Annotated in this window: 10 protein-coding genes and 3 pseudogenes; 8 read left to right on the forward strand and 5 right to left on the reverse strand. The window is 59.1% G+C overall.

Annotation, left to right across the window (positions count from 1 at the left end; translation table 11 throughout):
- Positions 1-592 (forward strand): annotated as a pseudogene (locus ACFQX9_RS16455) (hypothetical protein); the annotation flags it as partial.
- Positions 593-948: 356 nt separating this feature from the next.
- On the opposite strand, the pseudogene ACFQX9_RS16460 reads toward ACFQX9_RS16455, so the two are convergent.
- The 3 genes and pseudogenes from ACFQX9_RS16460 to ACFQX9_RS16470 all read right to left on the reverse strand — a co-directional run bounded on the left by ACFQX9_RS16460 (position 949) and on the right by ACFQX9_RS16470 (position 2073).
- Positions 949-1148, reverse strand: a pseudogene (locus tag ACFQX9_RS16460) (DUF6494 family protein).
- Between the two features lie 315 nt (positions 1149-1463).
- On the reverse strand, positions 1464-1856 hold the full coding sequence (locus ACFQX9_RS16465; protein ID WP_377789510.1) for a hypothetical protein: 393 nt from the start codon (positions 1854-1856) through the stop codon (positions 1464-1466).
- Positions 1857-1893: 37 nt separating this feature from the next.
- Entirely contained in the window at positions 1894-2073 is a 180-nt protein-coding gene (locus ACFQX9_RS16470; protein WP_377789512.1) for a hypothetical protein, read from the reverse strand.
- Between ACFQX9_RS16470 and ACFQX9_RS16475 the strand changes: the two genes are divergently transcribed.
- The 4 genes and pseudogenes from ACFQX9_RS16475 to ACFQX9_RS16490 all read left to right on the forward strand — a co-directional run bounded on the left by ACFQX9_RS16475 (position 2073) and on the right by ACFQX9_RS16490 (position 4848).
- On the forward strand, positions 2073-2348 hold the full coding sequence (locus ACFQX9_RS16475) for a hypothetical protein (RefSeq protein ID WP_377789513.1): 276 nt from the start codon (positions 2073-2075) through the stop codon (positions 2346-2348). The two genes, ACFQX9_RS16470 and ACFQX9_RS16475, sit on opposite strands and share 1 nt — an antisense overlap.
- A gap of 547 nt (positions 2349-2895) precedes the next feature.
- Positions 2896-3506, forward strand: a pseudogene (locus ACFQX9_RS16480) (NYN domain-containing protein).
- A gap of 124 nt (positions 3507-3630) precedes the next feature.
- Positions 3631-3960 (forward strand): hypothetical protein, encoded by a 330-nt coding sequence (locus tag ACFQX9_RS16485; protein ID WP_377789515.1) that lies wholly within the window; start codon positions 3631-3633, stop codon positions 3958-3960.
- 651 nt (positions 3961-4611) lie between these two features.
- Positions 4612-4848: a PilZ domain-containing protein gene (locus tag ACFQX9_RS16490; protein WP_377789517.1), complete on the forward strand. Its 237-nt coding sequence runs from the start codon at positions 4612-4614 to the stop codon at positions 4846-4848.
- A 500-nt stretch (positions 4849-5348) separates the two neighbouring features.
- On the opposite strand, the gene ACFQX9_RS16495 is transcribed toward ACFQX9_RS16490, so the two are convergent.
- On the reverse strand, positions 5349-5507 hold the full coding sequence (locus ACFQX9_RS16495) for a hypothetical protein (protein ID WP_377789519.1): 159 nt from the start codon (positions 5505-5507) through the stop codon (positions 5349-5351).
- 317 nt (positions 5508-5824) lie between these two features.
- Positions 5825-6415, reverse strand: coding sequence for a DUF6894 family protein (locus tag ACFQX9_RS16500; RefSeq protein WP_377789544.1), 591 nt, complete (start codon positions 6413-6415; stop codon positions 5825-5827).
- 630 nt (positions 6416-7045) lie between these two features.
- On the opposite strand from ACFQX9_RS16500, the gene ACFQX9_RS16505 reads away from it, so the two are divergent.
- From ACFQX9_RS16505 to ACFQX9_RS16515, 3 genes are all read left to right on the forward strand, one after another.
- A complete protein-coding gene (locus ACFQX9_RS16505) occupies positions 7046-7282 on the forward strand; it encodes a hypothetical protein (protein WP_377789521.1) in 237 nt (78 codons plus the stop codon).
- A gap of 903 nt (positions 7283-8185) precedes the next feature.
- The gene (locus ACFQX9_RS16510) at positions 8186-8458 is read left to right on the forward strand and encodes a hypothetical protein (protein ID WP_377789523.1); all 273 of its coding nucleotides are present in this window, start codon (positions 8186-8188) and stop codon (positions 8456-8458) included.
- A 275-nt stretch (positions 8459-8733) separates the two neighbouring features.
- On the forward strand, positions 8734-9384 hold the full coding sequence (locus tag ACFQX9_RS16515) for an MASE4 domain-containing protein (protein WP_377789525.1): 651 nt from the start codon (positions 8734-8736) through the stop codon (positions 9382-9384).
- The last annotated feature ends 116 nt before the right edge of the window (positions 9385-9500 follow it).

Below are 9500 nucleotides of genomic sequence, written 5' to 3' on the forward strand. Positions count from 1 at the left end.
GCCCAACTACACCAGCCTGAGCGACGAGGCTCATGCCGCTTGGATCCGGCTGCAGGCCGAAAGCCGTCAAACGGTTCTGACGGAAACCCCTGTTTTGGAGGCAGGCCTCCCGGGCTCTGCGATGGTGGCGTCGTCACGCGCGGCCGCGATCGCGAAAGGGCGCCATGATCCGATGTTGACCGCGACCGTAGCGAACAAGGAATTTCCGGCTTTCACCCTGCCCGACGACTGGGACGTCGTAGTACAAGACGGTGGCGCGATACTGTGGACCGGTGTCGTCATGAGACTGATGCGCTCACGCGCCGGGAACCGTGTGATTCCGGAACGCGCGAGCTTCACGCCGCACCACGACGGCGTATCGATCCGCACGGTGACTGGGCGCCATGTTGATCCTAACCGGCGTTTGGGCTTTCTCGATCTGGGGAGCCAGCAGCGGGGTCGAAATGGGCAATCATGGCTGGATAGCTCTTGGCCTCGGAGCTTTCTTCTCGCTGCTTATCGGCTGCGGGCTGATGGCGCTGATGTTCTTCAGCAGCCGCAGCGGCCACGACGATGTCGCCGATCCGTTCCGTGGGCGGGACGGCGAGGATAGATAGCCGCAAGGGACGTCCGGCCCAACCGACGAGAATGACCCATTTGTATGGACCGGCCGCGGTTCGCAATAGAGATAGTGCGTGGTTGCGGAGGTCGCTGATATGTATCCGGCCTGTTTAATCGGCTCGCGGACCGTGGCTTTGATGGGAATACACACGCATCGTTGGTATCATTAGCGGACAGGTTGACGAGCAACCATTTGGTGGGCTGCTTCTCCGGATGCTAGGGGGTAGTCTTTGCAGACTATCCCTGCGAGGGAAGCAGCCGGTCCATCCCATTAGCAGTCGTTGCTGGAAATCAACAGGGTTGAATGCTCCACCACGACGGGGCAATGCCGGGGCACCCGGGACATTGTCAGAGTGCGATTGTTTCCTCGACTACATGTTTCAGCGGCGTCCCCTCTGCGGACACGGTCATTCCTAGTTTGAGCTTGTCACCTTTCACCGCCCCGCTACGCACCAAGTTCTCAATTTCACGCTGCGATGTAACTCCGACATGCTTCAAAAATTTACGGATAGCCATATTGAAGCGGCTTCATCGAACTCGGCGGTCATGGCTGTTCTCCTTGGTCTGACAGGCGAAGTCTAACACTAGGCAAGCAAAGACCAAATATCGCGGCCCAACTCGCGTCACCGCCGACTTCCTCCTGAACCTGATTGCGGTGCGCTCGGGTTGCTCGTCTGTTGCGTCGGGATGAATGCCGCTGCGAGCAACAGGAAAACACCGACGGGTATGATGAAGGCCGCCTCGCGGGCGGATGATCCGGTTTAGGATCGAGATCTCCGGCTTCGCGCGAGTTCGCTGACAGTTGTCATGTCGGCCGGTTCGAAGCCATCAGGCCTGCGCCGGCTTCCCGTGGGCCCGCTTGCTCATCCGCAGGCCAAAACAATGTCGAAATGCGCGACAAGGCCGCAGCGTTTGAGATGCGGTGGAGGTGTTTGTAGCGCCGCCACCAGTCGTTCCGGGCGCGGAGCGGCATTGAGCCAGCGGTCTGTCTTGTTTTCGGGTTCGCCGGCGAAATAGAGCTGGGTTACCAGACGATCGAAACGCCCTTCGACAGTGAAGTGGATGTACGGCGGCCGGATGTCGCCCCCGGCTGTCCGATACCGACCCGGTTTGATCGTGCGGAAGCGGTAACGTCCCGACGTATCAGTAACCAGGCGCGCGAAACCCCTGAAATTGGGATCAAGTGGCGCCGGGTTCTTGTCGCTCGGATGACGGTACCTCCCGCGGCATTGGCTGCCAGATCTCGATACACGCATGCGATACCGGTTTGCCCAAACTGGTCAGCACGCGTCCCTAGATGTAGAGGAGCTGGCCTTGCGCTTCGGCGATGCTGCCACTCGGACGCGCGAGGTCAGCCGCCAGGTCAGGCCGCTCCGAGACCGGATAGAACGGCCCGACGATCTCCGGCGGCGTGATGTCGAGCACTCGGGCGCCGGCGGGGGTGATCACGGTTTTCGGATCCGCATATTTCATTGGGGCAACTTGATATCCGCGTCTTTGATGACCTTCGCCCAGTGCGCAACGTCGCTCCGGATTCCATCGCCAAATTCCGCCGCCGTGCCGCCCACCGGCACGGCTCCGATCTGCTCAAGCGTGCAACCATTTTCGGCTCGATCAGGACCCTGTTGATTGCCTTGTTGAGTTGGGAGGTGATTTCGACAGCCGTTCCCCGCTTCGCGGCAAAGCCAATCCAGTCGGCCGTCACCAGGTCGGGAAAGCCCGCCTCAACCACCGAGGAACATCCTTGAGAGCTGCAATCCGCATTGGAGCGGTGACGGCAAGCGCGCGCGGTTTACCCGTCGCGATTAAATCGATCACCGGCAGCGTGGTGACGAACATGTATTGAACGTTGCCGCCGATCACATCGGGGATCGCCTGGGGAAACTGCTGATACGCACGTGGGTGGCGTGTACGCCCGCCTGCACTGCGAACATCTCGCCAATTAGATGGGACGGCGTCCCGAACCCGGCTGACGAGAAACTGAGTTTGCCCGCCAACCCGTCAGGGGACTTCCCATTGTCCTTAGTCTTACCCACGCTGGCGGGGGTTCAGATCTGCGTGCCCCAGCTCGCTCCTGGCGATCAACGGACGCGCTTTGTTGAGGAAAAAATGCTTTGAGGCGGGAAACATTTGCGCGTAGCCTCCGACCTGTCGGAGCTCGGATTCCGCCGTAGAATGCGGGTGAGCGGAAGCGAGACCGCCGGCCGACCTTACCTAAAGCTTTTTGCCTCTGACCGAGAGTCCGGATGGAAGCGCCTGTTTCCGTCCTGGAAACCAATTTCCGGCAGCGTCCAAATGTCCGCACCGAGCAGGATCGCGCTCTTCATCGATGGCGCCAATCTCTACGCCACGCAAGGACCTTGGGATTCGACATCGATCACAAGTGCCTGCTGAAGGCATTTGAGGGCCGCGGCACCCTGGTTCGCGCCTACTACTACACGGCCGTCATCGAGGATCAGGAGTACTCCTCGATCCGCCCGCTCGTCGACTGGCTCGACTACAACGGCTACACCGTCGTCACCAAACCGACCAAGGAATTCGTCGACGCCGGCGGCCGCCGCAAGGTCAAGGGCAACATGGACATCGAGCTCGCGGTCCACGCGATGGAGCTCGCCGGACAGATCGATGAGATGATCCTGTTTTCCGGCGACGGCGATTTCCGCTCGCTGGTCGAGGCTGTGCAGCGCCGCGGCGTCCGGGTCACGGTGGTCTCCACCATGGCCAGCCGGCCACCGATGATCGCCGACGAACTCCTCCGCCAGGCCGACGTCTTCACCGACTTGGTCGAGCTGCAGTCCACGGTCGGCAGAGATCCCTGCGAACGGCCCGCCCCGCGCGATCGTGATGCGCGTGGACACATGCCCAAATTCTTGCAAAAACCGAAGGGAAACGACCCGCACGACTAGACCCTGAAGGCGGCGCCCGCATTCCGACATTTGTCGCTTGAGATATGTTGGCGTCGGCTCGATGTCGCTTGCATGAAAGGGGTAGCATCCGGCATCATGTTTTTGCTGGCGAAGCGAACCTGCTGTGGCTCTGAAGAACCCCGACGCTATTGCCGTCATCGTGACCGCCCTCCGGCTTTCTCACGGCGACGAAGCTGCACGAGCCATGCTGGTCGGCGGCATGAGCCTGGACGCGCTGATAGAGACGATGTTCTCCGCACCGATCGGGCGACGCGATGCCGTTCACAACATCACAGGCGCGTTGGACGACTTCGCCCTTTCGCCGGAACTCGGTCCGGTCTGGCACCTTCGCTACGTTCACGAAAGTCATGGCTCGTTTCGCGTCGTCGATATCGAGATTGCGACGCCAACCGGCACACTGTCCAGTAAAGACGTCTGGCTTCTGCCCGTCTAGCTATCTCGCCACCCTCTGCGATGTGGCCGGTGCTGTCGACGATTAGCGAGCGCGCGGTGCCTTCCTTGATGGCCTTGTAGGTCTTTATCTTTCCGGCTGATTGTTCCTGGATGTGCGAATAGCCGACGGCGCAAAGCTTAGTCCGACGTCAGGCTGAGCGCGGACGAGGATCCCCAAACCAGTGCGAGGGCAGCCATGATGAAACATCGCAGCACTTGCCCTCGCTTGCGCACTCGCCGCCACCGGGTTGGCCGTTCGCCTAATTGGCCTCAGACCCCGAAAGCGCCTCCAGCCCAATGTCTATCGCCGCGATGTCCCCCTCTATCTGGGCAATCGCCGACCTGCAATCAAAGCCCTCCCAGGCTTTCAGGTCGACCGCTAGTCGCTGACGGTACATCCTTAGATCCTCAAGCGACTGGCGCTGGCGGTCTTTCAGTCTCGCGTAACCCCCACACCCTAAGGACCTCATTTTTAGCTAATTTTCAGATTTAATTTGATTTAAAAGCATATTTAATGTGACAGTCCAATTTAATGTGGTATTTATTTAAAGCTACGCCGGGTTGGATCGGCTACCGAGATTCTAACGAACTCGTTTTGAGGCACTAATCGACGTGCGCTCTGCGGGGTGCCCCCTTTTCTCGGAGAAAAACTATGGAGCAGAACAGTTCTCATTCGACACGCATCCCAAAGTCCGGCACAATCAGCTTCGGCCGTTCTAAAGCAAATTGCTTGATCCGCAGCATCTCTGTATACGGTGCCGCCCTTGATATTGCAGGAAATGAAAAGATTCCCGACGAATTCGCGCTGACTGTCATTCCGGATGGTGACCCACGTCGCTGTTCAGTCGTCTGGCGTAAAGAAAAACGTATCGCCGTCGCATTCTACTGATACACCTCCAACTCATGCGGAAGCAGGATTTCGGCAGCGGCAAGCCGCCTCAATTTGCAACCTCGAGCGCTCGGTAGCCAACGCGTATTTTGCCAAGGGCAAGGCGCCGCCAGCCTGCGTAATGCGCGATTACGGACTCGCGGCCCGACGCGTCTTTGTCCGGTAAGACGCGCCGGGCCTAACCATTCCCTGCTTTCCCCGTAAGGTTTGGCTGAGCCAGCATAGAGCGATTCTACAAGCGACTTATACGCGTCTGTGCAATCCCCAGAACGCGATCAGCAGGAGGGCCACGGCCCCGACCCCCAGCAACATGAGAACGGTTTCCAGCATGACGAATCAAGCTCCGGCTCGTGTGCAGGATAGCCGGGACGAAATTCGCCTGATACCCGCTCTGATGGTGGAGACGGGCCGACGATCTTTAGCCTCTTCATCCGTCGGAAAAAAAGAATCCGCCGGCAGAAAGGCGCAACTGAGGGCACCTTCCTTATCTCTCTTAATGCCTAGCTGCGAGGAGTCTTGTCTTCTCGGTTGAGCAGGCCAAGCCGTCGCTCCAGCTCTTGCTTTTTGACCGCGAGCCTCACGGCAAGAATGTCATTTACGACCGCGTGGAGTTGCCACAGCTCTTCAACCGACATGCTCTCAAACGGCTTCCGTTCCATGAATCCCCAACTCACGTGTTCCCACAGCTTGGGCTTACAAGCGGGAGCCGGCAACTCTTTGTCGGTTGAGCGCGGAAGGTTATCTACTGTGACGGCGTGTGCGCGATTTTTCGGAAGCTCGCCGACACGACCTCGACAGGTAGCGTCGCAACTCAGCTTGCATTAATCGGTGTCGCAACACGCCCAATTCTGCAATCTGATGTTCTAGAAATGCGACACGTTGATGCAAGGCGATAGCGGCATAGGGGATACGATCAGAAATACTCATCACGACCTCAAAATTATAAGACCGCAAAAACATCTCGACAATCTGAGCATTACACCAGACGACCGGCACAATTGCAAGGCGAAGCCTTTCGCGCCATTTGCACACAGCTAGCAGAGACGTTGGCCGCGAGTTGAGGCTTTGAAGGAACGAAAAGGCGCGCGGGCATTTGAATTCGCACTAGCTCGCCCAAGCTGGCGGAGCGGCCCTCGGCGCCCCCAAAAGCCGGGGCGGTCTCTCCGCCATCAATGCCTAATGAGAGAGGCCGCTTACTGAGACGGCCTTTTGAGGGCCTTCGGCAGCACTGCCACGAAGGGGAGTGAATATACTTCCGTGCCGACTCGTCGGTGACTACCACCTCCTCCGGCACATCAGGTTTTCGGGCCTTGATTGCGTGCCGTAGTTCCCGAGCAGCTTGTTCGGCCTCCCGTGTCGCGGCCGAGATGTCCGGTAGGTCCACGCCGTCGTCGTCCGTCCGTGCTTTGTCACCGCTCTTAAAGTGGAAGTAGTACCGAGCCATTAAGTGCTCCTGTATCGGAAATCCAATGGGAGCGCTCGGCGATAGTCCTAAGTTTGAGACATTCACTCCCATTTCCAAATCAGGCCACTGAGGTCGGAAACAGGCCAGTACTCCAATCTGCATGAGGACGGAGAACAAATCCCGCAAGCGCGAACCTGCGGGCTTTGTGAAGTTTCAATCAAAGGCTGGAACCTCCGGCGCGCTGTACAGACCTAAGGACATCCGGGAGTTTGCTAATCCCGTCCGGGGCTGGACGGATATCAAGCCGCCGGGACAAGGTATTGTTTGCCCCGGCGGCTTCATTTTCGTTTGTCGGCCCAGGGGAGCACCTGCCGGCGTGAACCGGCGGAGCTTTCGGCGACTTTTCCCCACCTGCGACAAGGGGTAGCTCGCGCGCGTTCCGAGCTACTAGGAATCGATAAATTTTGCGCGCTACCTACGATGCCGCTTTGATGGCGGCATGCGCACTCGCCGATACACGAAATGGGCAGGCCACTGCCCGCCCCGCAGCCCAGCGGAATGGCTCGCTGACGGCCACGTGACCTGCAACATCCAATGCCTGAACGGCCTCTGCCGTCGCAGGGTGGACGTGCGGCTCGACACACTCCCGCAGGATTGGCCGTGGTCGAGGGTCGGCTTGCGCCTGGTCTGCACAGCATGCGGCGCCGCAGGATCTGTGCATATCGTCCCGAACTGGCATGACAGTCGCGGGCAAGTCAGGCCAAGCATGGGGCTGAGGTTTTGATTCCAGCGATGAAGCACGTCACCGAACGCCCTTTTGCCGATCCGGAAGTCGCCGCGCGCCAGCTCGTTCAGCTAGCTTCGAGGATTGATGCGGTACAGGACGGCAGAATCCATATCGAGAAGATCAACTACCCATTCCTCTACACGCTCAAGGCAAGCGGCGCCGAGTTCGGCGGCAGTATCAAGTATGCAGTCGAGCGCGGTGGCTCGAGCTGCACGAAAGCGGCGCCTATGTGCGGCTCCTGACACCAACGGAATCGGGCCCATTCTGATTGAAGCCGCGCTGGCTCGCCGCCCGAGCTGGCGGAGCGGCCCCGGCCACCGTCAAAGAGCCCCCCTGAAGCCGGGGCCGCGTCTCCGCTGGCTCTTGGAGACTTGGGCGAGCCCATGAAAATACCGAGAGGCAGGTGCATCGGCGAGCGCACTGACAGTGCACCGGCAGATGAAGCAGAGCATTTCATCAAATGCCCGACTTGCGGCGGATGGATCGATATGCGCGACCTCGGTTCGGTTTTTGACCATGAGGGGCCGTCGCCCCATCCCGGCCAGGATCGGGCACAATAGACACCGCCATGATCGTCAGCTTGAAAGAGGCCCGCCAGCGTGAACCGCGCTTGCTCCTGAATCGAGACTCAGTTCTCATTCTGCTCATTGCGGCCAAATTGCTTTCGGGGGGCGATCGTGAACAGCGAAGCCGGATGCATCGTTTGTAGCCAAGCTCGGTTGCTCAAGGCTATTTTCCCCGTGGCCGAAGGCTACGAACTGAAGCTGTATGAATGCGCCAGCTGCGGCAGCGATTTGTGGCTAGTTACCAGGGCGTCCAGATCATCCGTAGCCAAGCGGCAGAGGGGAAGATCTCGCCGAGGTACGCGGCTCACTACCATCGAGGCCGCGTTGAAGGGCGCCACTCGTGCCGCGGTTAAGCTGAAAAGCCCGCCGGCGTGAACCGGCGGCCCGAGCCCTGCCGTTCCAGCCACAAGCCCGCCGAACGCTCCTTGGCATAACGGATGCGACCGATGCGCTGCCCGTTCTCATGGACGGTGTAGGAATTGGGGGGCGATCACGCGCAGCGTGAGCATGGCGGTGGGTTTTCGTTTGGGGCGGCCTTCGCCTCTCGGGAACCTTAGCTCGTTCCGTCGCTTGGCAGAAATGAGCGAGGAGGCCGTCATCATATTTCCTGGGATGCGCAAGGCCCTTCGGCTGGCCCGGGTGCATGGCTTTTTGGTCGAGCGCGAGGACGGGCTGCATCACCCGGGAGGCAATCAACCTGCGTGCTCGATGGGTTTGGCGCGCAAGATGGTCGAAGGTGGCTGGCTCGTGAAGCACGGCTGGCGTTACGAGCTGACCGAGCCGGGTCTGAAAGCGGCGGAGTGCTCCAACGCTAGCTCCCCACCGCGGCCGACGGCAAAAGCATTGGATTAAAGTCAAGAACCGGACGCATCCGGCGATGTCGCGGGAGCTGTGAACGGTGGCAAACAGATCTGGCAGGCACGCACGCCGGCTTACCAAGGCAAAGCGGAAGTCTGCCGCCTTGGGCGTAATCGGCGGCTTGTGACCATTCCGAACGTCCATGCTGGCCGAAAGAGAGCCGCCATGGTTAAGATTATTGGTCGAACAGAAGCGTACTCGTCTTACCGCATTACTGTTTTCTCCGGCTGACTCTGAAGCTGATTGTCCAAGATAGTCAGAACGACGCGATGAAATTTCATCAAGCTGAGTTTGGAATGAGCCAATTGCCTGCAGACGAAGTGAGTCAAGATTTCCCATTGATAATCGCAACGATGCCGGCAAGCTCGCGGCAACGAGCAGTAGCAGTCGGTGTCATCGTCGTTTTGATGGCGGTGGCGGCAGTTATGGCACCATACGCGAGCATACAGGTCCGCCGAATTGATTCATTCATTCCGGTTTTGCAAACCGTCTTGGCCGTTGCCGATCTCCTTACGGCAATTTTTCTGTTCGCTCAATTTTATCTCCAACCGCAACGCGCGTTGCTTGCGCTCGCGAGCGCTTACATATTCAGCGGCTCATTTGCATTCCTGCAGACGCTCGCCTTTCCGGGCGGGTACGCGCCCGACGGTCTGATTGGTGATGGACCTAACACGCCAGCTTGGATTTACGTGCCTTGGCACAGCACGTTTACGGCGGCTGTCCTTGTCTATGCGATCTCCAAAGACACCACAGGAAACAGCAAGTTTCCGGTCAGATCGAAAAAGGCCCCGATCATAGTTACTGTTGGTGGTGTCCTTGCAACGATTGCTGTACTCACTTGGATCGTATGCACAAAGACGGAATACCTGCCAAGCTTCTTGGCGCATCCGCAAGCGCCAACATGGGCTGCAGACGATTAGGCAGGGTCGATTTGCGGGCCATGGTAGGCTCTTTCTACACGGCCGGCAGAGGCCGAAACGAGGAGGACGGAGGGCGAGCCCGCGCGGTATCACCAGCCGCGACCATCCCGCCGGCC

The sequence above is a fragment of the Bradyrhizobium sp. GCM10028915 genome (assembly GCF_042666195.1).
Taxonomy (GTDB): domain Bacteria; phylum Pseudomonadota; class Alphaproteobacteria; order Rhizobiales; family Xanthobacteraceae; genus Bradyrhizobium; species Bradyrhizobium canariense_D.